This window comes from Actinomycetospora sp. NBC_00405 (genome assembly GCF_036044095.1).
GTDB lineage: Bacteria > Actinomycetota > Actinomycetes > Mycobacteriales > Pseudonocardiaceae > Actinomycetospora > Actinomycetospora callitridis.
Map to the genome: position 1 here is coordinate 2736631 of NZ_CP107938.1, position 23915 is coordinate 2760545.

General features: G+C 73.7%; 23 protein-coding genes. 10 read left to right on the plus strand and 13 right to left on the minus strand.

From position 1 onward, the window contains the following. Positions 1-117 precede the first annotated feature (117 nt). From OG774_RS13440 to fahA, 3 genes are read left to right on the plus strand one after another with little or no spacing between them, the layout of a single operon-like run. Positions 118-1365: a cytochrome P450 gene (locus OG774_RS13440; RefSeq protein WP_328310165.1), complete on the plus strand. Its 1248-nt coding sequence runs from the start codon at positions 118-120 to the stop codon at positions 1363-1365. A gap of 13 nt (positions 1366-1378) precedes the next feature. Next, a complete protein-coding gene (locus OG774_RS13445; protein ID WP_328310167.1) occupies positions 1379-2584 on the plus strand; it encodes a homogentisate 1,2-dioxygenase in 1206 nt (401 codons plus the stop codon). Continuing rightward, positions 2581-3771 (plus strand): fumarylacetoacetase, encoded by a 1191-nt coding sequence (fahA, locus tag OG774_RS13450; RefSeq protein ID WP_328310169.1) that lies wholly within the window; start codon positions 2581-2583, stop codon positions 3769-3771. The genes OG774_RS13445 and fahA overlap by 4 nt, the downstream gene beginning before the upstream one ends. 4 nt (positions 3772-3775) lie before the next feature. On the opposite strand, the gene OG774_RS13455 is transcribed toward fahA, so the two are convergent. From OG774_RS13455 to OG774_RS13465, 3 genes are read right to left on the minus strand one after another with little or no spacing between them, the layout of a single operon-like run. Then, on the minus strand, positions 3776-5158 hold the full coding sequence (locus OG774_RS13455; RefSeq protein ID WP_328310171.1) for a dipeptidase: 1383 nt from the start codon (positions 5156-5158) through the stop codon (positions 3776-3778). Between the two features lie 22 nt (positions 5159-5180). Next, positions 5181-5510 carry a putative quinol monooxygenase gene (locus tag OG774_RS13460; RefSeq protein ID WP_328310173.1) on the minus strand — a complete coding sequence of 110 codons (330 nt, stop codon included), beginning with the start codon at positions 5508-5510 and terminating at the stop codon, positions 5181-5183. Between the two features lie 14 nt (positions 5511-5524). Continuing rightward, positions 5525-6922 (minus strand): dihydrolipoyl dehydrogenase family protein, encoded by a 1398-nt coding sequence (locus tag OG774_RS13465; RefSeq protein ID WP_328310175.1) that lies wholly within the window; start codon positions 6920-6922, stop codon positions 5525-5527. A gap of 118 nt (positions 6923-7040) precedes the next feature. Here OG774_RS13465 and OG774_RS13470 point away from each other — a divergent pair, with 118 nt between their 5' ends. Continuing rightward, positions 7041-7886 (plus strand): universal stress protein, encoded by an 846-nt coding sequence (locus OG774_RS13470; RefSeq protein WP_328310177.1) that lies wholly within the window; start codon positions 7041-7043, stop codon positions 7884-7886. 12 nt (positions 7887-7898) lie between these two features. On the opposite strand, the gene OG774_RS13475 is transcribed toward OG774_RS13470, so the two are convergent. The 5 genes from OG774_RS13475 to OG774_RS13495 are packed head-to-tail and all read right to left on the minus strand — an operon-like array spanning position 7899 to position 13168. Then, entirely contained in the window at positions 7899-9404 is a 1506-nt protein-coding gene (locus OG774_RS13475; RefSeq protein WP_328310179.1) for an FAD-dependent monooxygenase, read from the minus strand. 3 nt (positions 9405-9407) lie between these two features. Next, positions 9408-10016, minus strand: a complete 609-nt coding sequence (locus OG774_RS13480) for a VOC family protein (protein WP_328310181.1) — start codon at positions 10014-10016, stop codon at positions 9408-9410. An 8-nt stretch (positions 10017-10024) separates the two neighbouring features. Continuing rightward, a complete protein-coding gene (locus OG774_RS13485) occupies positions 10025-11008 on the minus strand; it encodes an alpha/beta fold hydrolase (RefSeq protein ID WP_328310183.1) in 984 nt (327 codons plus the stop codon). Continuing rightward, positions 11005-11886 carry a fumarylacetoacetate hydrolase family protein gene (locus OG774_RS13490; protein ID WP_328310185.1) on the minus strand — a complete coding sequence of 294 codons (882 nt, stop codon included), beginning with the start codon at positions 11884-11886 and terminating at the stop codon, positions 11005-11007. Before OG774_RS13490 ends, OG774_RS13485 begins: the two co-directional genes overlap by 4 nt. A gap of 25 nt (positions 11887-11911) precedes the next feature. Next, positions 11912-13168: an acyl-CoA dehydrogenase family protein gene (locus OG774_RS13495; protein ID WP_328310187.1), complete on the minus strand. Its 1257-nt coding sequence runs from the start codon at positions 13166-13168 to the stop codon at positions 11912-11914. Positions 13169-13243: 75 nt separating this feature from the next. On the opposite strand from OG774_RS13495, the gene OG774_RS13500 reads away from it, so the two are divergent. Next, positions 13244-13966, plus strand: a complete 723-nt coding sequence (locus OG774_RS13500) for a GntR family transcriptional regulator (protein ID WP_328310189.1) — start codon at positions 13244-13246, stop codon at positions 13964-13966. Here the strand turns inward: OG774_RS13500 and OG774_RS13505 are convergent. Continuing rightward, entirely contained in the window at positions 13925-15229 is a 1305-nt protein-coding gene (locus OG774_RS13505; protein WP_328310191.1) for an MFS transporter, read from the minus strand. The genes OG774_RS13500 and OG774_RS13505 overlap by 42 nt on opposite strands. A 139-nt stretch (positions 15230-15368) precedes the next feature. Between OG774_RS13505 and OG774_RS13510 the strand changes: the two genes are divergently transcribed. Further along, positions 15369-15701 carry a DUF3040 domain-containing protein gene (locus OG774_RS13510; RefSeq protein ID WP_328310193.1) on the plus strand — a complete coding sequence of 111 codons (333 nt, stop codon included), beginning with the start codon at positions 15369-15371 and terminating at the stop codon, positions 15699-15701. A 7-nt stretch (positions 15702-15708) separates the two neighbouring features. Here the strand turns inward: OG774_RS13510 and OG774_RS13515 are convergent, their stop codons facing one another. Further along, complete coding sequence (locus OG774_RS13515; RefSeq protein WP_328310195.1) at positions 15709-16056, minus strand: bifunctional 3-phenylpropionate/cinnamic acid dioxygenase ferredoxin subunit; 348 nt, start codon at positions 16054-16056, stop codon at positions 15709-15711. A gap of 172 nt (positions 16057-16228) precedes the next feature. Here OG774_RS13515 and OG774_RS13520 point away from each other — a divergent pair, with 172 nt between their 5' ends. After that, complete coding sequence (locus tag OG774_RS13520) at positions 16229-17659, plus strand: MFS transporter (RefSeq protein ID WP_328310197.1); 1431 nt, start codon at positions 16229-16231, stop codon at positions 17657-17659. Between the two features lie 21 nt (positions 17660-17680). Here the strand turns inward: OG774_RS13520 and OG774_RS13525 are convergent, their stop codons facing one another. Continuing rightward, the gene (locus tag OG774_RS13525) at positions 17681-18868 is read right to left on the minus strand and encodes an NAD(P)/FAD-dependent oxidoreductase (protein WP_328310199.1); all 1188 of its coding nucleotides are present in this window, start codon (positions 18866-18868) and stop codon (positions 17681-17683) included. Between the two features lie 429 nt (positions 18869-19297). Here OG774_RS13525 and OG774_RS13530 point away from each other — a divergent pair, with 429 nt between their 5' ends. From OG774_RS13530 to OG774_RS13540, 3 genes are all read left to right on the plus strand, one after another. Then, positions 19298-20437, plus strand: coding sequence for an aromatic ring-hydroxylating oxygenase subunit alpha (locus OG774_RS13530; RefSeq protein ID WP_328310202.1), 1140 nt, complete (start codon positions 19298-19300; stop codon positions 20435-20437). A gap of 41 nt (positions 20438-20478) precedes the next feature. Further along, positions 20479-20685 carry a hypothetical protein gene (locus OG774_RS13535; protein ID WP_328310204.1) on the plus strand — a complete coding sequence of 69 codons (207 nt, stop codon included), beginning with the start codon at positions 20479-20481 and terminating at the stop codon, positions 20683-20685. Between the two features lie 102 nt (positions 20686-20787). Further along, positions 20788-21585: an IclR family transcriptional regulator gene (locus OG774_RS13540; protein WP_328310206.1), complete on the plus strand. Its 798-nt coding sequence runs from the start codon at positions 20788-20790 to the stop codon at positions 21583-21585. A 12-nt stretch (positions 21586-21597) separates the two neighbouring features. Here the strand turns inward: OG774_RS13540 and purU are convergent, their stop codons facing one another. Then, a complete protein-coding gene (purU, locus tag OG774_RS13545) occupies positions 21598-22440 on the minus strand; it encodes a formyltetrahydrofolate deformylase (RefSeq protein WP_328310208.1) in 843 nt (280 codons plus the stop codon). 22 nt (positions 22441-22462) lie between these two features. Then, complete coding sequence (locus tag OG774_RS13550) at positions 22463-23827, minus strand: L-serine ammonia-lyase (RefSeq protein ID WP_328310210.1); 1365 nt, start codon at positions 23825-23827, stop codon at positions 22463-22465. Positions 23828-23915 lie beyond the last annotated feature (88 nt).

Below are 23915 nucleotides of genomic sequence, written 5' to 3' on the forward strand. Positions count from 1 at the left end.
ATCGCGACCCTGGTTGCAGCCGTCGTCCCCGTGGTAGACCGTCCTGCGGGACCGGCTGACGCAGGGGGTCGGCGCCCTACGGGGGCGCCGTCCCGACCGGGACCGGGGAGGTCGGGGATGACGCGCCTGGGTGCGGAGGACGACGTCTTCGATCCGGCCGTCTTCGCCCGCGGCGTGCCGCACGAGGCGCTGCGGCGGCTGCGCGACGAGCGGCCGGTGGCCTGGCAGGACGAGCACGCCGTCGGCGACTGGCCCGCGGGTCCCGGCTTCTGGGCCGTCACGCGCTACGACGACGTCCGGTACGTCCTGCGCACCCCGGAGGTCTTCAGCTCGGCACGGGGCGCGACCCAGATCCGCGATCCCGAGCCCGAGGACCTGCCGTTCATCCGCCGCATGATCCTCAACATGGACCCGCCGGAGCACCAGCGGCTGCGGAAGCTCGTGACGGCCGCGTTCACGCGGCGGCGTCTCGAGCGCTTCACCGACGACGTCGCCGCCCGGGCCCGCGGCCTGCTGGCGGACGTGGCCGGCGCTGGAGTGTGCGATCTGCCCCGCCAGGTCACCGACGACTTCCCGCTGGCCAACCTCGCCGAGCTCATGGGCGTGCCGGAGTCCGACCGGCACCTGCTGCTCGAGTGGACCAACCGCGTGATCGGCTACCAGGACGACGAGCACGCGCAGGTCGTCCGCGACGAGCGCGGGCGGCCGGTGAACCCGCGGTCGCCGGCGATGCTCGCCGAGATGTTCGCCTACGCGGGCGAGCTGGCCGACCACAAGCGTCGCCACCCCGCCGACGACGTCATGACCGCACTCGTCGAGGCCCGGGTCGACGGGGAGTCGCTCGACGACACCGAGCTGCAGATGTTCTTCTTCCTGCTCACCATCGCCGGCAACGACACCGTGCGCTCCGCGCTGCCCGGTGGCGTCCTGGCGCTCGTCGAGCACCCCGAGCAGTACCGCCGCCTGCGCGGGAATCGCTCGCTGCTGCCGGGCGCGCTCGAGGAGATGCTGCGCTGGCACCCGCCGGTGCTGACCTTCCGCCGCACCGCCGGGCGGGACACGACGCTGGGCGGGGTCGAGATCGCGGCGGGCGACAAGGTCGTCGTCTACCACGTGTCCGCGCACCACGACGAACGCCATTTCGCCGACCCGTTCCGCTTCGACGTCGCCCGCGACCCCTGCGACCACCTCGCGTTCGGCCAGGGCCCGCACCTCTGCCTGGGCGCGCAGTTCGCGCGCCTGCAGATGCGGGAGTTCTTCACCGCGTTCCTCGACCTGCTGCCCGAGGTCGAGCTCGACGGCGCCCCGCGGCGGCTGACGTCGAACTTCATCAACGGCCTGACGCGTCTGCCACTGCGCTGGTGACCAGGAGGAGCCCATGTACTACCGACGGGTCGGGGACGTGCCCCCGAAGCGCCACACCCAGCACCGGCACTCCTCCGGAGCCCTGCACGCCGAGGAGGTCATGGGCGAGGAGGGCTTCAGCTCGGACTCCTCGATCCTCTACCACCTCGCGATCCCCTCGGCGATCGTCGACGCGACCCCGTGGACGCCCGGCGACCTCACCACGACGACGAACCAGCCGCTGCTGCCGCGGCACCTCGACCTGCACGGCCTCTTCCCCGGCCAGGAGTGGAAGGCCGCCGACCCCGTGACGAGCCGGCGGCTCGTGCTCGGGAACGCGGACGTCCGCATCTCCTACGTCGTCGCCGGGGAGACGTCGCCGCTCTACCGCAACGCGGTCGGCGACGAGTGCGTCTACGTCGAGTCCGGGCAGGGCGTGGTCGAGACGGTCTTCGGCACGCTCCCGGTCACCGGCGGCGACTACGTGCTCCTCCCCCGCGCGACCACCCACCGCTGGCTCCCGCGCGGCGACGAGCCGCTGCGCTGCTACGTGATCGAGGCCAACTCGCACATCGCGCCGCCCGCCCGGTACCTGTCGCGCTACGGCCAGTTCCTCGAGACGGCGCCCTACTGCGAGCGCGACATCCAGGGGCCGGACGGGCCGCTGGTCGCCGACGAGCTCCACGCGGACGTCGAGGTGTTCGTGAAGCACCGCGACTCCCGCGGCGGCGTCACCGGCACCCGCTACGTCGTGCCGACCCACCCGTTCGACGTCGTCGGCTGGGACGGCTGCCTCTACCCGTACACGTTCGCCGTGGCCGACTTCGAGCCGATCACCGGGCGGGTGCACCAGCCCCCGCCGGTGCACCAGGTCTTCGAGGGCGCCGGCTTCGTGATCTGCAACTTCGTGCCCCGCAAGGTCGACTACCACCCGCTGTCGGTGCCGGTGCCCTACTACCACTCCAACGTCGACTCCGACGAGGTCATGTTCTACTGCGGCGGCGACTACGAGGCCCGCAAGGGCTCGGGCATCGGGCAGGGCTCGGTGAGCCTGCACCCCGGCGGCCACTCGCACGGCCCGCAGCCGGGCGCCGTCGAACGGTCCCTCGGTGCGGAGTCGTTCGACGAGCTCGCGGTCATGGTCGACACGTTCCGTCCCCTCGATCTGGGCGAGGGCGGGGTCGCGTCCGACGACGGCCGCTACGCGTGGACCTGGGCGGGTCGCGGACCGGCGCAGTGACCCCGGACGACGGCTGGGGGCTCGACAACCTGCCCTACGGCGTCTTCGACGCCGGCGACGGCCGCCGGCTCGGCGTGGCCCTCGGCGACGAGGTGATCGACGTCGGCGCCCTCGCCGCGGCCCACGGGTCGGCGCTGGACGACGTCCTCGACGTGCCCTCGCTGGACCCGCTGCTCGCCGGGACCCCGGCCCTGTGGCGTCGGGTGCGCGAGGCCCTCACCGGCTGGCTGGGATCTCCCGGGTGGCGCGCCGCCCGCTCACCGCGACCGCTGCACCACCGGCGCGACGCGGTGACGATGCACCTGCCCTTCACCGTCGGCGACTACGTCGACTTCTACGCGAGCGAGCACCACGCCGCGAACGTCGGGCGCATCCTGCGTCCCGGGTCGCCGCCCCTCGCGCCGAACTGGAAGCACCTGCCCGTCGCGTACCACGGGCGGGCCGGGTCGGTCGTCGTCTCGGGCACGCCCGTGCGCCGGCCGTCCGGGCAGCGCCGGACCGACGACGGGCCGCCGACGTTCGGGCCGACCGAGCGCCTCGACATCGAGGCCGAGGTCGGGTTCGTGGTCGGCGGGCACAGCGCGCTCGGGGAGCCGATCCCGGTCGGCGAGGCCGCCGACCACCTCTTCGGGGTGGTGCTGGTGAACGACTGGTCCGCCCGCGACGTGCAGGCCTGGGAGTACGTGCCGCTGGGCCCGTTCCTCGGCAAGTCGTTCGCGACCTCGATCTCGGCGTGGGTGGTGCCGTGGGCGGCGCTCGAGCACGCGCGCACCGACCCGCCCCCGCGCGACGTGCCGCTGCTGCCCCACCTCGTCGACCCCGGGGACGCCGCCCTGGACCTCGCCCTCGAGGTCCGTCTCGACGGGTACGTGATCTCCCGTCCGCCGTTCCGGACCACCTACTGGACCGCCGCCCAGCAGCTCGCCCACCTGACGTCCAACGGGGCGCCGACGCGACCCGGCGACCTCTTCGCCAGCGGGACGGTCAGCGGTCCGGAACCCGACGAGTACGGGTCGCTGCTCGAGCTGAGCTGGGGCGGCCGTGAGCCGCTCACGCTCCCCGACGGGAGCCGACGCACCTTCCTCGCCGACGGGGACGAGGTCACCATCACCGCCCGGGCGCCGGGGCCCGGAGGCCGGACGATCGCGCTGGGCCCCGTCACCGGCACCGTCACGGCCGCCGGCTGACCCTTCAGCGACTGCCGGGCGCGAGGGAGCGCAGCAGCATCGCCTCGGCGAGCACGCAGCGCCCGAACATCCCCAGGTGGAGGCTCTCGTCGACGCCGTGCCAGCGGCTGGCCGGGTCGCCGACGCCGGTGACCAGCACCGCCGCGCCGGGGAAGGTCCGCGCGAACTCCGCGATGAACGGGATCGTGCCGCCCATGCCCATCTCGATCGTGCCGTGGCCGAACGCGGCGGCCAGCGCGTCGCGGGCGAGGTCGTAGACGTCGCCGGTGGCCTCGAGCGCGAAGGGCTCGCCGCTGGCGCGCGTGGAGACGTCGAGGTGGGCGCCCCACGGGACGTGGCGACGCAGGTGCTCGGTGACGGCCTCGACGGCGCGCCCGCTCTCGTCACCGGGCGCGAGACGGACGCTGACCATCGCGCGGGCGCGCGGGAGCAGGATGTTCGCCGACCCGACCACGGCCGGCGCGTCGATGCCGAGCACGGCGATCGCCGGCTTGTGGGCGAGGCGCTCCGTGATCGTCCCGGTGCCGAGGAGCTCCACGCCGTCGAGCAGCCCCGCGTCGCCGCGGAAGGTGTCCGCCTCGATGTCGGGCGCCCCCGGATCGGGTGTGGCTGACGACCCGACCGTCAGGCCCGCAACGGCGACCTCGCCCTTGTCGTCGTGCAGCGTCGCAAGCAGGCGGCACAGGGCGGTCAGGGCGTCGCCCGCGGGGCCGCCGAACATCCCGGAGTGCACCGCGCGCTCGAGCATCGAGACCTCGACGACGATGTTCGCCAGACCACGCAGGCTCGTGGTGAGCGCGGGGACGTCGACGGCGGGGTTGGCGGCGTCGGCGATCACGATGACGTCGGCCGCGAGGGAGTCGCGGTGCTCGGCGAGCAGGGCGGGCAGCGTCGGCGACCCGGACTCCTCCTCGCCCTCGACGAACAGCAGCACGCCCACCGGCGGTCGGCCGTCGAAGGCCCGCAGGGTGGCGAGGTGGGTCATCACGCCGGCCTTGTCGTCGGCGGCCCCGCGCCCGTACAGGCGGCCGTCGCGCTCGTGGGGCTCGAACGGCGCCGTGGTCCACAGCTCGTCGCCACCGGTGGGCTGGACGTCGTGGTGGGCGTAGAGCATGACGGTCGGGGCGTCACCGGGAGCCGGCCAGTGCGCGACGACGGCGGGCGCGCCCCCCTCGGCGGCGATGACGTCGACGCGCTGCGCCCCGGCCCCCCGCGCGAGCGTGGCGACCGCGTCGGCCGAGCGCCGGGTGTCCTCCGCGTGGGCCGGGTCGGCCCAGATGCTCGGGATGCGCACCAGCGCCTCGAGGTCGGCGCGGGCGTCGGGGAGCACCGCGTCCACCGCGGCGCGCAGGTCGGCAGGGGGCTCGGACGGCGTCGGGGACGACATGCCGTGAGCCTACGAGCGGCACTCACATGTGCGCGGCGACCTCGCCCATCTCCGACCAGTCCACGCCCGCGGGCAGCTCCTGGTAGACGATCTTCGGGACGCGCGCGACCACCGACAGGAGCCAGCCGAAGAACCACTGGGCGTGGGCCGAGGACACGTGGGCCTCGCCCGCGGCCTGGTCGCGGTAGTTCGCCACCACGACGAACTCGTCGCCGCCCTCGACGCTCTCGTAGCAGGTGAAGTGCAGGTTGCCGGGCTCCTCGCGCACCCGGGCGCTGTAGCGCCGGATGCCCTCAAGGAACGTGTCACGCCGGTCGGGACGGACCTCGATGCTGATCACGATGAAGATCACGACTCTCGGCTCCTCTACAGCCCGTAGGTCTCGAGCAGGCGCAGCCAGACCTCGCTCATGGTGGGGAACGAGGGCACGGCGTGCCAGAGGCGCTCGAGCGGCACCTCGCCGACGACCGCGATCGTCGCCGCGTGCACCATGTCCGCGACGTCCTGGCCGATGAAGGTCGCGCCGACGATCACGCCGCGGTCGGTGTCGACGACGAGCGTGGCGACGCCGTCGTACCCGTCGGCCTGCAGCGCGGCGCCGGCGACGTTCCCGATCTCGTAGCTCACCGTCCGCACCGACAGCCCGGCCCGGCCCGCCGACGCCTCGGTGTGGCCCACGCTCGCCACCTGCGGGTCGGTGAAGATCACCTGCGGTACGGCGGTGTGCTCGGCCGTGGTGGCGTGGTGGGAGTACCGGCCGCCGAGCTCCTGGCCGCGGGAACGGGCGACGATGACGTCGCCGCAGATCCGCGCCTGGTACTTGCCCATGTGCGTGAGCTGGGCGCCCGTGGAGGCGTCGCCGACCGCGTAGAGCCAGTCGCCGAGCACCGTCGTCGCGTCGTCGGCCGCGAGGCGGGTGCCGGGCTCGAGCCCGACCGTGTCGAGCCCGATGTCGGAGGTCGCGGGCCGGCGCCCGGCGGCCACGAGCAGCTCGGCGCCGCGCACCTCGGACCCGTCGCCGAGCGTCGCGACGACGTCCGGGCCGTCCCGCCGGACCGCGGTCATCGAGGTGGAGAGCCGCACGTCGACGCCGTCGGCCTCGAGCGCGGCCTGCACGCGGCGCCCCGCCTCCGGCTCGGTGGTCGGCAGGAGCCGGTCCCCGTGCTGGACGAGCGTGACCTGCGCGCCGAGGCGCTGGTAGACCGTCGCCATCTCGACCCCGACCACGCCGCCGCCGAGGATCAGCAGCGACGCCGGGATCTCCTTGACCTGGGTGGCCTCCTGATTGGTCCAGGCGTTCACCGTGTCCAGGCCGTCGACCGGCGGCGCGGCCGGCACCGACCCGGTGGCGACGACGACGTACCGGGCTCCGACCGAGGTCGTGGTGCCGTCGTGGTGGGTGACCTCCACGGCGCGCTCGCCGGTGAGCCGTCCGCGCCCGCGCAGCAGCGTGATGCCGGCGCCGGAGAGCCAGTCGGCCTGGCCGGAGTCGTCCGGGGCGGCGAACTGGTCGCGGCGCTCCAGGACCTTCGCGACGTCGATCGGGCCGGCCTCGACGCCGGGCATGCGCTGCGCCGCCGCGAGCAGGTCGACCGGGCGCAGCAGCGCCTTCGACGGGATGCACGCGTAGTAGGAGCACTCGCCCCCGACCAGCCGGTCCTCGACGACCGCCGCGGAGAGCCCCTGCTGCTGAGCACGGCCGGCGACGTTCTCGCCCACCGGGCCGGCCCCGATCACCACGACGTCCACGTCGAGATCGCTCATCCGTCCGTCTCCTCCTCGGTCGTCGTCACGCCGAGCGCGAGTCTGCCCCTCCGGTGGCGGGCGTGGGCCCACCACACACGGAACGGGGAGATGCCCGATGCGCGGCATACTCGCCGCCATGAGCACAGACGGTGGCGCCGGCGTGGTCCTCGTCGGTTTCGACGGCTCGCGGGAGGCGTCCCGGGCGATCGCGGTCGGTGCGCGCGTGCTGCCCGACCTCGCCGCCCGCGTCGTGAACGTGTGGGCGCCACCCGGCGCCGACCCGGCGCTGCGCGAGCGGGTGACCCACCACACCGGCCGGCTGGGCGACCTCGGCGACCTCATGCTGCGGGAGTGCGGCATCGACGCCGCGCACGTCGCCGCCGACGGGACGGCGCTGGCCCGCGCGGCCGGCTGGTCGGCGGAGCCGCTCACCCGCCGCTCCTACGGCGACCCGGGCGCCGAGCTCGCCCTCCTCGCCGCCGAGCTGCGGCCCGCCGCGATGGTGGTCGGCTCGCGCGGCCTCGGCGGAGCGTCCGCACTGCTGGGCAGCGTTTCCGACCTCGCCGTGCACCACAGCCCCGTCCCGGTGCTGGTCGTGCCCCCGTTGCTGAGCTGGGAACGCGCCCGCGCGGCGACGGGCCCGGTGGTGATCGCCCAGGACGGGTCCGAGGGCGCGGGCCGTGCGGGTGCGGCGGCGGCGGCGCTGCTGCCCGGCCGCGAGCGGATCGACGTCCACGTCACCGCGTCCGTGGACGAGGAGGGCGGCCCGCCGGACGCCGTGTCCGTGCGCGCGCACGGGTGGGGCCCGCGGGCGACCGCGGAGGCGCTCGGCGCCGAGTCCGCCGCACGCAAGGCCGGTGTGATCGTCGTCGGCTCGCGGGGAGGCTCGACGCTGCGCCAGCTGGTGCTGGGCAGCACCGCCATGGCCGTGCTCCACCACGCCCACCGGCCCGTCCTGGTGGTGCCGGCCCCCGAGTCCTGAGCCGGCCACGACTCAGCCCGTGAGGCGCTCCACCAGCGACACCGGGTCGGCGGGCGGGTGCCGGCCGCGCCAGGCGACGTGCTGGTCCGGCCGGACGAGCAGGGCCTCGTCCCCGGACGGCCCGGGCGCGACGGCCAGCGGGACGCCGCGCCGGGCGCAGGCGTCGACCACGGACGCACTCGCGAAGCCGGGCGGCGTCAGCAGCGTGAACCCCGCGCCGAGGACGTCGTAGAGCGACCGGCCGTCGGGCAACCAGGCGTGGGGCAGCCGGTCGCCCGCCCCGTCGGCCACCACCGGCGAGCCCGCCACCCCGACGTCGAGGACGAGGTCGAGCGCGTGGAACTCGGCGCTCTTCGCGTCCTGGATCCGCTGGTGGGCGAGCCGGCGGGCGGCGTCGCCGGCCGGGGTGTCGGCCTCGAGGTCGTCGGCGACCAGGTCGCCGGACAGCGTCCGCATGTTCTCGCTCGCCGCCGTGACGACGCGGTCCTGGACGGGGCGCCGCTCGGCCTCGTAGCTCTCGAGCAGCCCCGGTCCACCCCATCCCTGCAGGACGGCGGCGAGCTTCCAGCCCAGGTCGACGGCGTCGCCGATCCCGGTGTTGAGCCCGTGCCCGCCGAACGGCGGGTTGAGGTGGGCGGCGTCCCCGGCGAGGAACACCCGCCCCACGCGCGCCCGGTCCACGAGCTGCATGCGCGCCGTCCACGGGTCGGTGGAGAGCACCGCGGCGCCGACGGGCGCGCCCGCCGCCGCGTCGATCAACGCCGCGCCGTCGCGCTCGCCCGTCGCGCGGTCGACACCGAAGGTGATGACCCACCAGGTGCCGTCGGCCGGATCGAGCGGGCCGAGCAGCGCGGGCGCCTGCGCGTTGACCGTCCAGTACTGCACCGCCGGCCCGTGCGGCACGCGCTCGGCGAGACCGGGCGCCCGGAAGACCATCCCGAAGTTCGGGCGCAGCGCGTGCTCGCCCACGTAGTCCGCACCGACGAGCTCGCGCACCGCGCTGCGCGGGCCGTCGCACCCGAGGACGTGGTCGGCCCGGACCGACCCGGCGTCGTCCAGGCGCACCGTCACCCCGTCGGCGTCCTGCACCAGCCCGGTGACGCGGGAGCCGAGCGCGAGCGTCACCGTGTCGAGCCCGAGGACGACCTCCCGGAGCAGCTCCTCGAGCACGTACTGCGGCGCCTGCTGACCGACCTCCGGGAAGCGGTCCCCCTGCGCCGCGAGGCCGAGCACCCCGGTGAAGCGCGAGAGCTCGCGGCCCACCAGCGACGTGCAGAACACGACGTCGGTGGAGAACCCGCGCGGCAGCGGGGCCCGGTCGCGCAGCCGATCGGCGATCCCCCACCGGCGCAGGTGCTCCATCGTGCGCACGTTGACCGTCTTGCACCGGGGCCGGGCGTGCGACACCGTCACGCGCGGCTCGACCACGAGGCACTCGACGCCGCGCCGGCCGAGCTCCACCGCGGCCGCCAGCCCGACCGGGCCGCCGCCGGCGACGAGCACCTGGGTGGAGTGCACGGCCTAGTAGACCTCGGGCAGCAGGATGTCGGCGGGCACGTCCTCGGGCCGGTACTTGCCGGCACGCGCTCCCTCGTGGATCTCGTCCTGGGACACGCCCTGCGCGCGGGCCTCGACGAGCTTGTCGGGGTCGAACCACTCGCCGATGGGGTTCTCGGCGAACTCGCGCGACGCCCAGATCCACTCCTTGGAGACCGCCCAGTCGCCGAAGGCGTCGAACTGGATCTCGACGCCGTTGCCCTCCGGGTCGGCGTAGTACATCGACATCGTGATGCCGTGGTCGAGGCACATGAACGGCGTGATGCCGTGGTCGCGCAGCCGCTCGTAGTTGTCGAGCCACTGGCCGAACGAGCCGTACTCGAACGCCGTGTGGTGCAGGCCGGCACTGGTCGGCTTGTCCACCGGCCGGTGCACGGCGGGGTGGGCGATGAGCGCGATGCGGTGGTTGGCCTCGTCGTTGGTCAGCCAGGCCGCGCTCTCGGCGTAGTGCACGGGGTACAGCCCGCACACCAGGCCGTACCAGCGGACCATCTCGTCCAGCTCGAGCGTCAGGAACGTGGCGTGGTGCAGCTTCGGCGGGATGATCGGGGCCTGCAGGTGCTCTCCGGCCATGACGTCTCCTATCGATCGAGGGTCGCGACGAAGTCGAGGACGGCCTCGACGTACTGCTCGGGCAGGTGCTCGTGCATCGAGTGCGGCGCGTCCGGGTGGTCGCGGTACTCGATCCGCGCGCCGGCGGCGGTGACGATCTCCCGAGCGCGTCGGGCCTGGTCGTCGGACGACGCCCCGACGAGGCGGCCCGTCGCGGCGTCGACGGTGCGGAAGTGGTGCGTCAGCAGCACCGGGACGCGGACCTGCTCGAGCATCGTCACGTGGTCGCACGACGCGGTGGCGGTGCCGGAGACGAACGCCAGTCCCCACTCCGGGTCGTACTCGCGCAGGTTCTGGGGCACGCCGTCGGCGGGGCCCGCGGCGGGATCAGCATCAGGGGCCGGCGGGATCATCGCGGCGAGGTTGACCAGCATCGGCATCGGGATCTCGGCCGGGAACGCCCGCATGAGCCCCGCCCAGTCGCCGATCGACCACTGGTCGCCGAGCCATTTGTTCCACGCCGCGAAGACCGGGCCGATGGCCTGGTGGATGCTCTGCCCGATCGCCGGCGTGATCTGGCTGGAGAACAGTGGCGGGTCCTCCCAGATCGCGGCGCGGATCTGGCCGGGCTTCGCGTACGCCGAGAGCCAGGCCGAGAGGATCCCGCCGGAGGACATCCCGCTGACCAGCGTCTCCCGCCCGATCACCAGGTCGATGAAGCGGACGAGGTCGTTGCCGAAGTTGTCGATCGTGTAGCGCCCCGGCGTCCACGTCGACCGTCCCTGCCCGCGCAGGTCGACGGCGTGGACATAGAAGTGCTCGGCGAGCAGCGGCATCGCCGCCTCGTAGCCCCACCACGATTCGGACTGCCCGGGGATCAGCAGCAGCGCGGGCAGCGACGGGTCGCCCGCGACGGCGTAGTTCATGCGGACCTCGCCCAGGTCCACGGTCTGCTCCGGGAACGCGTGCGGGACGAAGGTCGCCGCGCGGTCCGCGGCCTCGAGGACGGTCACGCACTGTCTCCGCTCACGAAGCGGTGCTGCATCTGACCGATCCCGGCGCACCAGGTCACGAGCTCGTCGCCGTCGCCGAGGAAGCGCGGCGGGGTCCGACCGGCGCCGATGCCGGCCGGGGTGCCGGTGAAGACCACGTCGCCGGGCAGCAGCGTGACGATCGCCGAGAGCTCGGCGACCAGGTCCGGGACCGAGAAGATCATCGCCCCGGTCCGGCCCTTCTGGACGCTCTCGCCGTTGACGAGGCAGCCCAGCTCCAGGTCGTCGGGGTCGAGGCCCGCCGCGCGGAGCTCGTCGACGCTGACGAGGGCCGGGCCCACGGGCGAGAACCCGGGGTACGACTTGCCCATCCCGAACTGTGGGGGCGGCGCGGCGAACTGGGTGACGCGGTCGGAGAGGTCCTGACCGACGGTCAGCCCGGCGACGTGGGCCCAGCCCTGCGCCGCCGGGATGTGGTGGCCACCCGTACCGATGACGGCGACGAGCTCGACCTCCCAGTCGACGTTGCCGGGCGAGAGCCGGATGTCGCCCCGGGGGCCGGTGAAGCTCGACGCGTACTTGGTGAACACCAGCGGCGTCGTCGGCAGCTCCATGCCCGATTCCGCGGCGTGGTCGCGGTAGTTCAGCCCCACGGCGAACACCTGCGGCGGCCGGGGGGCGACCGGGCCGAGCGCGCCCGGGCCGAGGGGGACGGCGGCGGCGAGGTCCGCCGCGTCCGCCCACTCCCGGAACTCGGCCCACCGGTCGTAGACGGCCTGCGGGTCGGCGGCGAAGCGGCCGTCGCTGGCCCGCTCCACGTCGAGACCGCGCAGGCCCCCCGACGACTCGGCGTCGGGCTCCACCAGGGCCAGCCGGCCCGCGTGATTGGCAATGCGCACGTGTGTCCTTCCTTCTGCAGAGCCTCTAGACGAGTGCCGTCACGCCGTCGGTCAGGCCGAGCAGCGCCCGGCCGTAGACCTCCGACGAGATGGCCGGGCTGATGACGGCGTGGCGGGAGGCGACCTCGGAGTCGCGCCAGATCCGCTGCATCGGGCTGGTCTCGGCGAACGAGCCGGCACCGTGCGCCGAGACCAGCGTGCGGATCGCCTCGCGGGCGTTCTCGATGGCCGCGCCCGTGTCCATCCGGACCCGCGCCCGGGCGGCGTAGTCGGGGTAGACGCCGTCGACCGCCGCCTGGTCGATGTCGGCGGCCGCGCGGTAGGCGAACAGGTGCGCCGCGTCGATGAGCGAGGCGGCCTTCGCGACCGCGAGCTGCACGGTCGGCGCCTCGGTCTGGGTGTCGTAGAACGTGTAGGAGATGCCGCGCTTCGGCGCCTTCTCGAGCACCAGGTCCAGGGCCGCCTGGGCCAGGCCGAGCTGCGGGCCGGCGAGCACGACGGCGGCGACCGGGATGAACGCCGACCGGTAGAGCGCCTCGTCGGTGTGCTCGGTGGCGTAGCGCCCGCCGATCGCGGCCGGGATCGAGAGGACCCGGTGCTCCGGCACCAGGATGTCGCGCGCGACCAGGGTGTTCGAGCCGGTGCCGCGCATGCCGGCGACGAACCAGGTGTCCTCGATCGACAGGTCGGTCATCGGCACCAGCGCCAGGCCCTGGTCGACGATCTCGCCGTGCTCGTCCGGCACGGGGAACCCGACCACGGCCCACTGCGCGTGCAGGCAGCCCGATGCCCAGCCCCAGGAGCCGGTCAGCCGGTAGCCGCCGTCGACGCGTGTCGCCTCCGCCGTCGGCGCGAGCACCCCGGCGATGCGGTTGCCGGGCGAGCTCTCGAGCACGTCGCGCTGCGCCTGGTCCGGGAAGAGGCCCGCGAAGAACGCGCAGACGTTCATGAGCGTCGTCGCCCAGGCGGTCGAGCCGCAGCCGCGGGCGAGCTCGCGGGACACCTCGAGCTTCGTGCGGATGTCGGTCTCGAGCCCGCCGAGCCGCCTCGGCCGCATGATCGAGAAGAGGCCGGCCTCGTCGATCAGCGCGATGTTCTCCTCGACCACCCGCCGGTCCTCCTCGGTGCGAGGGGCGTTGCGGGCGAGCACGGGGACGATCTCGCGAGCCCGTCCGACCAGCTCCGCGCGCAGGGCACGCGCCTCGTCGGAGGTCCCGGGGCGGTCGAGGGAACAGCCTGGCGTCGAGGGCGAGGACATGGGCACCTCCGGGTCGGTGGTCACGACGACGTGACGTGGGCCATCACGGACGCTAGGGCGCTAACTTATAAGATGTCAATCTGCGCTAGGCTGCTCGCCGTGACGGTCCCGGGGGTGCAGTCGGTGGCGGCGCGCAAGGCGTCGGCGGTGGACCTCGTGCTGCACGAGATCCGCCGCTCGATCCTGTCCGGGGCGCTGCCGCCGGGTCAGCCGTTCACCGTGCCCGCCCTCACCGAACGCCTCGGCGTCAGCCACGTCCCGGTCCGCGAGGCCCTGCGTCAGCTCGAGGCCCAGGGGCTGGTGACGCTGAGCCCCTCGCGCAGCGCGACGGTCACCCCGCTCGACGCCGACGACCTGCGGGCGCTCTACCGGCTGCGCATCACCGTCGAGCCCGAGCTGGCGGCACTGTCCGCCCCGCACCGCACCGACGCCGAGATCGCCGAGCTCGACGGGATGGTGCGCGCGACGTTCGGCGACGTCCTCGGCGAGGCGTTCTGGGAACCGCACCGCGCGTTCCACGCCGCGATGATCGAACCGGCCGCGAGCGACTGGGACCGGCGCATGCTCGCCCCGCTCTGGGACGCCTCCGAGCGCTACACACGGCTGGTGTTCGACCCCGTCGAGGCGCCCGAGTCGTTCGCGACCCGCCGCGCCCACGCGCACGACGAGCTCGTCGACGCCGCCCGGTCCCGCGATCCGGAGACGGTCCGCGCCGCCGTCCGCGAGCACCTGGAGAACAACCTCACGACGATGCTCGACGAGATGAGCACCATCGACACCTCACGCCGGCGGCTCTGGAGCGGTCGCGACGCCACCGCCTGACACGAGCACGGCCGACGTGGGGGGCTCCGGCGGCGCCTGCGGACCGTCCAGCGCGCGGAACGCCGGCACGAGGAGGGCGACGATCGCGGTCAGGCTGGCGAGCGCGGCGATCACGACCCCGGCGGCGGGCAGCCCGGCCGTCGCGGCCACGGCGGCGAGCGGGGCGCTGGTCAGGGCGGGCGCCGAGAGCATGACGGTGTTCTGCGCGCCGAGCACCCGGCCGCGCATCGCGTCGGGGGTGGCCTCGACCGTCAGGACGCCGAGCACGGCCGAGGCCGGCGCGTTGGTGAGCCCGACCAGCGCCGCACCGGCGAGGACCAGCCACGGCGAGGCCATGCTGCCGACGGCGACGAACCCGACGAGGGTGCCGGTCATGCCGATCACGAACCAGGTGCGGCGGCGCACCCGGCCGGTGGTGGCGGCGTAGAGCGCGGAGCCTGCGATGCTGCCGGCCGCGATCGCGCTCAGGGTCAGCCCCGTGAGCGCCGGGAGGTCCTCGGCGGTGAAGTAGGCGGGCATGAGCGTGCTCTGCAGGGAGCTCAGGACGGCGACGAAGGTGGCGCCGACGAGCGTGGCACCGAGCACGAGGCGGTGGCGGACGAGGAACCGCCACGAGACGACGAGGTCGGTGACGGCACGGCGCACCGCCCCGCCGGGCCCGGGGCGGTCGCGCGGGCCGACGACACCGACGCGCGGATCGAGCACGACCGTCAGCACCGCAGCCGCGACGCTCGTGGCGGCGGTGGTCAGCACGAGGGCGGGCGACAGTCCGAGGAGCCCGACGAGCAGGCCGCCCAGCCCGGGCCCGGCCAGCAGCAGGACGTTGCCGACGGTCTCGCGGGTGGCGATGAGCCGGTCCAGGCGCCCCGGGCGGACGTCACCGAGCCGCGCGAGGACGGGCAGCACCGACTCCTGGGCCGTCATACCGGGCACGCGGATGACCGCACCGACCAGGCCCAGCACCAGGAACGCGGTCATGTCCAGGCCCCACAGGGCGTCCACCACCGGGAGGGCGGCCAGCGAGAGCGCGGAGAGCAGGTCGGAGACGACCGCCACGACGCGCCGGTCGATGCGGTCGACGAGCAGGCCCGAGAGCAGGCCGGTCGCCGCCGCGGCCGCCGTCGTCACGGTCGCGAGCACGCCGGCCGCGAGCACGTCGCCCGTGCGCTCGAGCACGAGCAGCGGCATGACGACGCTGGCGATGCCGGCGCCGAGCAGGGACATGCCGTACGAGGCGAACCAGACAGCGGGGCTGCGGCGCATTTCCGTCCTCCCGGGGTGCGAGCGGCACCCAGGGGACGCCGTGCCGTCGCGGCACCCTCAAGGCCGGGTGAGCCGGACCACCCCGTGGACGTGCGCGACGGCACGTCGAACGGGCGGCCCGCGGCGCACGAACCGTCTCGTGACGGCCGGCGATGACCAGGGGGCACCCGCGATGCTCGACGACGACGAACGCACGGTGCTCGAGGAGACCGAACGGGCGCTCGCCCGCGACGACCCCTCCCTGGCGCGGCGGATGCGCCGGCCCGGTGTCCGCCGTCGGCGGGCGGCGCGGGGGCGAGCCGCCGTCGTGCTCGCGACCGTGGCGCTGGTCGTCGGGCTCTTCTGGCTCGCGCTCCCCGGACAGGCCCTGCTCGTGGTGATGGTGGGCGTCGCCGCCCTGGTCGGCCTGGGCTGGCGCCCCCGGCTCGACCGGATCACCACGGCGCTGCGTCCCGAGCGCCGGGAGCCGTGACGCCGGTCTACGCCGCGGTCACCTGCTGCGCGGGCGCGGCGGCGGCCTCCACCGTCACGGTCTCCTGGACGTAGGCGACGCCCTCGACGACGTGCACCTCGTGGGTGCGCACCGGCTTCTTCGCCGGCGGGCCGCTGGGGCGACCGGTGCGCAGGTCGAAGCACGCCGCGTGCAGCGGGCACTCGACCGCGCAGCCCTCGAGCCAGCCGTCGGACAACGACGCGTCCTGGTGGGTGCACGTGTCGTCGATGGCATAGAGATCGCCGTCCACGTTGAAGACCGCGATGGCCACCGAGCCCTGCACCCGCACCGACTCCCCCACGGGGATGTCGGCCAGCTCCGCCACGTAGATCATGTCGAGCTCCTGTTGCGCTATGCGCATCGAGTCCTGTAATCCGCAACACCAGCGTGAGGCTTCGGAAGTCGCCCGTCAACCTCCGTGGCCGACGTCGCCACGAGATGTCTCGCGCCGAGCTTCAAACATTGATATTCCACTGATATTTCGAACACGCTACGGTGGCCGTCCCATGTCCTCGCAGCGACCGCCTCCGGGCCGCGGTGTCGCCCGGGCCGTCGAGGGCGAACACACCCTGCGGCGTGCGACGGCCGCCGCGGCGATCGGCAACGTCGCCGAGTGGTACGACTTCGGGATCTACTCCTACCTGGCCGGCGCGGTCCTGAGCAGGGTGTTCTTCCCCGACGCGGGCCCGTGGGCCACCGTCTACACGCTCGGCGCCTTCGCCGCGGCGTTCCTCATGCGCCCGCTCGGAGGCCTGGTCTTCGGCCCGCTGGGCGATCGCATCGGCCGCACCCGCGTGCTGTCGATGACGGTGCTCCTCATGGCGGTGGCGACCGTGCTGCTCGGGCTCGTCCCGACGCACGGCGCGCTCGGCGCGGCGGCCCCGGTCCTCGTGCTGGTGATCCGCATGCTGCAGGGGTTCTCGGCGGGCGGGGAGTACACCGGCGCGCTCACGATGATCGCCGAGTACTCGCCGGACACGCGTCGCGGGGTGTTCGGGAGCTGGCTGGAGTTCGGCACCATCACCGGCTACACGCTCGGTGCGGGCGTGAGTGCGGCCGTCATCGGCCTCCTGCCCGACGACGACCTCCTCGCCTGGGGCTGGCGGCTGCCGTTCCTGCTCGCGCTGCCCCTCGGGGTCGTCGGCATCTACCTGCGCCTGCGCCTCGAGGAGACCCCGGCCTTCCGGCAGCTCATGGAGCGCTCCCCCGCGCTGGCGACGATGCCGCTGCGGCGCGCCCTGCACATCCTCGTCCGCCGCCACCGCCGCGCGCTCGTCGTGGCCGGTGGCCTGATCGTGGCCTGGAACATCGCCAACTACGTGATGACCAGCTACGTGCCGACCTACCTCACCAGCACCCTGGCCGAGCACGGCGGGACGGGCACGGGGAAGGCCACGTCGACGCTGCTGCAGGTGATCGTCATGGTCGCGATGCTCGCGGTCATCACCTCGCTGGGCCGGCTCTCCGACCGCATCGGACGTCGGCCGGTCCTGTTCGCCGGGAGCCTCTCGCTGGTCGTCCTCGGCCTGCCGTCCGTCTGGCTGCTGCGCCAGGGTCTCGGTGGCCAGCTCGCGGGCCTCGTCCTGATGGGGGCGAGCCTCGTCTGCTTCGCCGCGGTCGCCCCGTCGACGCTGCCGGCGATGTTCCCGACGCTCGTGCGCTACGGCGGCCTGGCCCTGACGTTCAACGTCTCCGTCTCGGTGTTCGCCGGCACCGCGCCGACCGTCATCGCCGCCGCGACGACGGCCACCGGGAACCTCGACTGGCCGGGCTACTACCTCGTGGCGGCGGGGGTGGTCGGCGTGGTCAGCGTGGCGTTCCTGCGGGAGTCCGCCGGTCGGCCGCTCGCGGGAGCCGCGCCGCTCACCTCGAGCGCCGAGCTCCCGCCGCCGCCGGTGTCGGCGGACGGCGTGCCGCTGGAGCGCCCGGGCGGGTAGATCCCGCCCCACCAGACCAGGCTAGGCGGGGCGCCGGAGCTCGGTGCGGCGGAAGCGCCCGAACATGCGCGGGTTACCCATCCCGAAGATGCCGGTCGTCGTCCCGGCGCCGTCGGTGTAGCGCGCGACGAACCGGCCGTCGGCGACGTCGCCGTCGACGATCTCGACCTCGTCGTCGACCGACGGGTGCCCGGCGAGCTGCAGCATCCGCCCGTACTGCTCGGACCACACGTAGCCGCTGGGCCGGAAGGTCGCGCTGCCGCGCCCACCGAGCAGGTTGGCCGCCGCGACGGCGGCCTGCTCCCCCGCGCTGGTCCAGTGCTCGTGGCGGTGGGTGCCCGCCTCGGCCCGGTCGGTCCACCGGGCGACGTCGCCGACGGCCACGACGGTCGGGAGGTCGGTGACCAGGCCCGCGTCGGTGCGCACGCCGCGGTCCAGCGTGACGCCCGACCCCTCGAGCCACTCGGTGTTCGGGACGATGCCGATGCCCACCACCACGATGTCGGCCTTCACCGTGCTCCCGTCGCCCAGCTCGACGCCGACGACCCGTCGGCCCTCGCCGCTCGGGACCGTCGCCAGCCCCGCGACGGCGGCACCGACCTGCAGGGACGTCCCGTGCGCGGCGTGCAGGTCGACGCAGCTGCGGGCGATGCGGCGGCCGAGGGCGGGCGCCAGGGGCAGGTCGGTGCCGTCGAGGACGGTCACCTCGAGGCCGAGCGCGCGGCAGGTCGACGCCACCTCGGCGCCGATGAAGCCGGCCCCGACGATCGCCACCCGCGGGGCGCCGTCGCGCAGGGCCGTCCGGAGCGCGACGGCGTCGTCGAGGGTCCGCAGGACGTGCACGCCCTCGACGCCCTCGGTGCCCGGCAGGCGTCGGGCCCGCCCGCCGGTGGCGAGCACGACCCCGTCGGCGCGGACGTCGGAGCCGTCCGCCAGCACGACGCGCCCGCCCGCGGCGTCGAGCCGGGACGCCGTGACACCGAGCCGCAGCTCCAGCGCCAGCTCGTCGTCGTCGGCCGGGTCGAGCAGGCCGATCCCGCCCTCGTCGACGCTGCCGTCGAGGAATCCCTTCGACAGCGGCGGCCGGTCGTAGGGCCGGTGCACGTCGTCGCCGACGAGCACCAGCCGTCCGTCGTAGCCCGCGGCGCGCAGGGCCTCGGCGGACCGGACCCCGGCGACGGACCCTCCCACGATCGCGATGGTCTTCATGCGGCCTCCTGGTCGGCCTGCGGTACTGGGGGGTGGCGCGCGGATCGCGCGCGTGTCCTCACGCCCCCGCGTGGCCGTCGGGCCCGGGGTCGGGAGGTCTCGGGGGACGAGCCGGTCGAGCGTCGTCGCTGACGACCGGTGAGCGAACACCCACGGGCTGGAGTGCGTTGCGCGATGAGCAACGCGATGCTCATCCCGCAACAAGTGACGGTGGGAGAGACAGAACCGCTTGTCAAGAGGCGTCCTGCCCGAGATCCGTCGACGGACGGGACGACGTCACCGTCGCGGACCCTTGACAACGCGACTCGGCGATCGGACCGTATGTGTTGCGTACTGCGAACCACGTTGTTTCATACGCAACAACGACGCAAGACTCCCGCCACGGCGCCGTCGCCCCGCCCCTGCCGCACTCCGAGGAGCACGGATTCAATGACCACTGGAGAGATGGCACCGACGGTGTCGGGGTTGCCGGCGAGCCTGCGGGGCACGCTGCCGGGGCGGTACTACACCGACCCGACGATCTTCGCGGCCGAGCAGGCCCTGATCTTCGAGATGCACTGGTTCTGTGCGGTGCTCGCCACCGACATCCCGACCCCCGGCGCCTTCGAGACCGTCCAGGTCGGCCGCGAGAGCGTCATCGTCGCCCGCGGACGCGACGGCGCGGTCAACGCCTACCTCAACGTCTGCCGCCACCGCGGCGCACGGCTGTGCACCGAGGAGAAGGGCGCCGTCCGCCGGTCGTTCCAGTGCCCGTACCACGCCTGGACCTACGGCCTGGACGGCAAGCTCATCGCCGCGCCCAACATCGGCGACATGCCGGACGTCGACCGCGTCGAGTTCGGCCTCCACCGCGTGCACGTGCGCGAGTGGCTCGGCTACGTCTGGCTGTGCCTGGCCGACGAGCCGCCGTCGTTCGAGGACACGGTGGTCGCCGACGTCGACGAGCGGCTGGGCTCCCCCGACGCGATCGTCGGCTACCAGGTGGCCGACCTGAAGCTGGGCCGGCGGATCGAGTACGACGTGGCGGCGAACTGGAAGCAGATCGTCGAGAACTTCATGGAGTGCTACCACTGCGCGACGATCCACCCGGAGCTCACCGAGGTCCTCCCGGAGTTCGCCGACGGCCTCGCCGCGCAGTACTTCGTCGGCCACGGCGCCGCATTCGGCGACGACGTCGCGGGGTTCACCGTCGACGGCTCGGAAGGCCTCGATCGCATTCCCGGCGTCGCCGAGGACCAGGACCGGCGCTATTACGCCATCACCGTCCGGCCCCAGGTCTTCATCAATCTCGTCCCCGACCACGTGGTCTTCCACCGCATGTTCCCGCTCTCGCCCACACGCACCCTCGTGCGCTGCGACTGGCTCTACCTCCCCGAGGTGGTCGACTCGGGCGCCGACATCGAACGCTCGGTGGAGCTCTTCCACCGGGTCAACCAGCAGGACTTCGACGCCTGCGAGCGCTGCCAGGTGGCGATGGACTCCCGCGCCTACGCGCGCGGCGGCGTGCTCGTCCCGAGCGAGCACCACATCGGCGAGTTCCACGACTGGGTCCAGAAGAAGACCGACTGACCGTCCGCCGTCCTGACCAGTACCGAAACGAGGACCACACCATGCACCCTGTCTCCCCCGGGAGCCCCTCCGACGACGCCGACCCGCTCGCGACCGGGGCGGGCCCGCCGCGCTACCGCGACGCGTTCGCCGTGGCCGACGAGCTCGCCGTGCACGGCAGCGACTGCGTCTGCCCGACCTGCGCAGGCCGTCTCTCGGGCCTGCTGAGCGAGCTCGCGCAGGCCATCCGGCGCGACTCGACCGACTGAACGCATTTCCCGGGATTCTGCCGCGAATTGCGGGGAAAGGTCGGCCCACCCACGGACCAATGCGGTGACGAAGCTCCACCTACTGTCAGGTAGCATATGATGATGTCTGCGACGCGGGGACCGGAGGAATCCACGGAGAAGGCATCCTCGGTCCAATCGGTCGACCGCGCGATCTCGATCCTGGAACTCGTGGCCACCCGCGGCGAGGTCGGGATCACCGAGATCGCCGAGGAGCTCGACGTCCACAAGTCGACGGCCTCCCGTCTCGTCGCCGCGCTGCAGCACCGCAACCTGCTCGAGCAGCTCTCCGAGCGGGGGAAGTACACCCTGAGCTTCGGCATCGTGCGGCTCGCGGCCGCCACCACGGCCCGCCTCGACGTGGCGCGGCTCGGCCAGCCGATCTGCCAGCGCCTCGCGGAGAGCCTGGGCGAGACCGTCAACATCGCCGTCCACGACGGCGAGGCCGGCATCACGGTCGCCCAGGAGGACGGCACGGCCGCCATCACGTCGCAGAACTGGGTGGGCCGCCGGACGCCCCTGCACGCCTCGTCCGCGGGCAAGGTGCTGCTCGCGTGGATGACCGAGGACGAGCGGCGTCAGGTGCTGCGCAAGAAGCTCACCCGGTTCACCGACGACACCATCGTCACCGCCACCGACCTGCGCGCCGAGCTCGCGCGGGTGCTCGACGAGGGCCACGCCCGCTCGTTCGAGGAGCTCGAGGTCGGGATGCACGCCGTCGGGGTGCCGGTCTTCTCCTTCGACGGCACCGTCGGCTCCGCCCTGAGCGCCACCGGCCCGGCCTACCGGCTCCCCCGCCGCCGGGCCCGCGCCATCGTCGGCGAGCTCCGCGAGGGCGCGGCCGAGCTGTCGGCGAAGCTCGGGTACCGGGGCGAGACCTAGCGGAACACCCCTCTAGCGGAACACCACCGTACGGTGCCCGTCCACGAGCACCCGCCGCTGGCAGTGCCAGCGCACGGCCCGCGAGAGCGCCAGCGCCTCGGCGTCGCGCCCCACGGTCTGCAGGGCCTCGGGGTCGTAGGAGTGGTCGATGCGGACCACCTCCTGCTCGATGATCGGCCCCTCGTCGAGGTCCGGGGTGACGTAGTGCGCGGTCGCCCCGACGAGCTTCACGCCGCGGTCGTAGGCCTGGTGGTAGGGCTTGGCGCCCACGAAGCCGGGCAGGAACGAGTGGTGGATGTTGATGGCCCGCCCGCGCAGGGCCACGCAGGTCCGGTCGGACAGGATCTGCATGTACCGGGCGAGCACGACGAGCTCGACGTCGAGGTCGTCGACGAGGGCGAGCAGCTCGGCCTCGGCGTCCGCCTTCGTCGCCGGGGACACGGGCACGTGGAAGAACGGCAGGCCTGCGGACTCGGCCATGGCGCGCAGGTCCTCGTGGTTGGAGACGACGCCCACCAGCTCGCCGTCGAGGCTGCCGGTGCGCCAGCGGAAGATCAGGTCGTTGAGGCAGTGACCCGACTTCGACACCATGACCAGCACACGCACGTCGCGGCGCGGGTGGAACGCGTACTCCATGCCGAAGGCGGCGGCGACGTCGGCGAAGCCCGCGGCCAGGGTGTCGAGCTCGGTGTCGGTCGACGCCCGGGTGCGCATGAACAGGCGCCCGCTCATGGGGTCGTCGAACTGCTGGTGCTCGACGATGTCGCAGCCGTACGCGCCCAGGTGGCTGCTCACCGCTCGCACGATGCCGGCCCGGTTCGGGCAGCTCAGGGTCAGGACGAACGGATCGGTCACGGGGTCCTCGTTCGGTTCGGGATCAGCACTCGATGACGTTGAGAGCCAGCCCGCCGCGGGCGGTCTCCTTGTACTTGACCGACATGTCGGCGCCGGTCTCCCGCATGGTCTTGATGGCCTTGTCGAGCGAGACGTGGTGCACGCCGTCGCCGCGGCGGGCCATGCGCGCGGCCGTGATGGCCTTGACCGACGCGACGGCGTTGCGCTCGATGCAGGGGATCTGGACCAGGCCGCCGACCGGGTCGCAGGTCAGCCCCAGGTTGTGCTCGATCCCGATCTCGGCGGCGTTCTCGACCTGCTCGGGGGAACAGCCCAGGAGCTCGGCGAACCCGGCCGCGGCCATGGAGCACGCCGAGCCGACCTCGCCCTGGCACCCGACCTCGGCGCCGGAGATCGACGCGTTCCTCTTGAACAGCAGCCCGATCGCGCCGGCGGTGAGCAGGAAGCGCACGACGGCGTCGTCGTCGAACCCGCGGACGGTGCTCGCCGCGTGGTGCAGGACCGCGGGCACGATACCGGCCGCGCCGTTGGTGGGAGCGGTGACCACCCGGCCGCCGGCGGCGTTCTCCTCGTTGACGGCCAGGGCGTAGAGGGTGACGCGGTCCATCGGTTCCGCGGTGTCCACCTCCTCGTCGAGGTGACGTCGCAGCTCGGGGGCGCGCCGGCGTACGCGCAGGCCCCCGGGCAGCACCCCGCCCGTGGTCGTCCCGCGCTCGACGCACTCGCGCATCACCGACCAGAGGTGCAGCAGGCCCGCGCGGGTCTCCTGCTCCGGGCGCCACACGGCCTCGTTCGCGAGCATCACGTCGCTGATCCGCAGACCGTGCTCGCGGGCGCGCGCGACCAGCTGGTCCCCGGAGTCGAAGGGGTGGGGCACGGGCGTCGGGTCCTCGCGGAGCACGGGCTCGCCCGTCTCGTCCTCGTCGAGGACGAAGCCGCCGCCGACCGAGTAGTACTCGCGGCGGTCGACGGGACGGCCCTCGGCGTCGAGGGCGAGGAACACCATGCCGTTGCTGTGGAAGGACAGCCGGCCCCGGCGGTGGAGCACGACGTCGTCGTCGGCCGAGAACGCCACGGTGTGCTTGCCGCCGAGAGCGAGCCGCCCGCCGGACCGCACGGCCGCGACGATCGGTTCCGCCTCCACCGGGTCGACGAGGTGGGGCTGCTCGCCGCTCAGGCCGAGGACGACGGCGGGGACGCTGCCGTGGCCGTGCCCGGTGGCGCCCAGGGAGCCGAACAGCTCGCAGCGCACCGCCGCGACGCGCTCGAGGAGGCCGGTGTCGTGCAGCCGCGAGACGAACAGGAACGCGGCGCGCATGGGCCCGACGGTGTGCGAGCTGGACGGGCCGATCCCGACCTTGAACAGGTCGAACACCGAGATGGCCATGGAGCACCCCTGACGAATCGCAGGGCGATTGTGGTCAAACTAGTATATCAGTCATGGCTCCAGACCAGAAGAGTTGCTCCATCTGTTG

Excerpts from the sequence above, each read along its gene's own strand:
- OG774_RS13480 (WP_328310181.1), bottom strand. The coding sequence starts at position 10,016 with ATGGCCGGAGAGCACCTGCAGGCCCCGATCATCCCGCCGAAGCTGCAC.
- OG774_RS13465 (WP_328310175.1), bottom strand. The coding sequence starts at position 6,922 with ATGAGCGATCTCGACGTGGACGTCGTGGTGATCGGGGCCGGCCCGGTG.
- OG774_RS13535 (WP_328310204.1), top strand. The coding sequence starts at position 20,479 with ATGCACCCTGTCTCCCCCGGGAGCCCCTCCGACGACGCCGACCCGCTC.
- OG774_RS13525 (WP_328310199.1), bottom strand. The coding sequence starts at position 18,868 with ATGAAGACCATCGCGATCGTGGGAGGGTCCGTCGCCGGGGTCCGGTCC.
- OG774_RS13505 (WP_328310191.1), bottom strand. The coding sequence starts at position 15,229 with ATGCGCCGCAGCCCCGCTGTCTGGTTCGCCTCGTACGGCATGTCCCTG.
- OG774_RS13550 (WP_328310210.1), bottom strand. The coding sequence starts at position 23,827 with ATGGCCATCTCGGTGTTCGACCTGTTCAAGGTCGGGATCGGCCCGTCC.
- OG774_RS13515 (WP_328310195.1), bottom strand. The coding sequence starts at position 16,056 with ATGATCTACGTGGCGGAGCTGGCCGACATCCCCGTGGGGGAGTCGGTG.
- OG774_RS13520 (WP_328310197.1), top strand. The coding sequence starts at position 16,229 with ATGTCCTCGCAGCGACCGCCTCCGGGCCGCGGTGTCGCCCGGGCCGTC.
- OG774_RS13455 (WP_328310171.1), bottom strand. The coding sequence starts at position 5,158 with ATGTCGTCCCCGACGCCGTCCGAGCCCCCTGCCGACCTGCGCGCCGCG.
- OG774_RS13540 (WP_328310206.1), top strand. The coding sequence starts at position 20,788 with ATGTCTGCGACGCGGGGACCGGAGGAATCCACGGAGAAGGCATCCTCG.
- OG774_RS13470 (WP_328310177.1), top strand. The coding sequence starts at position 7,041 with ATGAGCACAGACGGTGGCGCCGGCGTGGTCCTCGTCGGTTTCGACGGC.
- OG774_RS13440 (WP_328310165.1), top strand. The coding sequence starts at position 118 with ATGACGCGCCTGGGTGCGGAGGACGACGTCTTCGATCCGGCCGTCTTC.
- OG774_RS13530 (WP_328310202.1), top strand. The coding sequence starts at position 19,298 with ATGACCACTGGAGAGATGGCACCGACGGTGTCGGGGTTGCCGGCGAGC.
- OG774_RS13445 (WP_328310167.1), top strand. The coding sequence starts at position 1,379 with ATGTACTACCGACGGGTCGGGGACGTGCCCCCGAAGCGCCACACCCAG.